The following is a 251-nucleotide window of genomic DNA, read 5'->3' as shown; positions in this document are numbered from 1 at the left end:
CGGTTGCGGTAGCGGTTTTGGATATGGTTTTGGAGGCCACCAGATTACCCCGTACAAAGGCTGCATCGTAGGAGGCCTTCTTATATACCCACCCACGGCTCCCACTAATTCTTCTTCAGAGAGTTCGTGGAATTCACCCGCTTCTTTTAATTCCAATATTTTGAGCGTGGCTGTTTCAAATTCTTCAATGGAAAAGTTATAGCCACTTTCTAGCATCGCTGTTCTAATTTGTTCGACTTTCCCGCTCATTA

General features: G+C 45.0%; 1 pseudogene. It reads right to left on the bottom strand.

The features are described from left to right. A pseudogene (locus MiSe_RS50435) lies at positions 1-251 on the bottom strand (Nif11-like leader peptide family RiPP precursor); the annotation flags it as partial.

Source organism: Microseira wollei NIES-4236, assembly GCF_020521235.1.
Taxonomy (GTDB): Bacteria; Cyanobacteriota; Cyanobacteriia; order Cyanobacteriales; family Aerosakkonemataceae; genus Microseira; species Microseira wollei.
The sequence above is the reverse complement of the archived record's forward strand: the minus strand, read 5'-3'. Positions and strand labels throughout refer to the sequence as shown.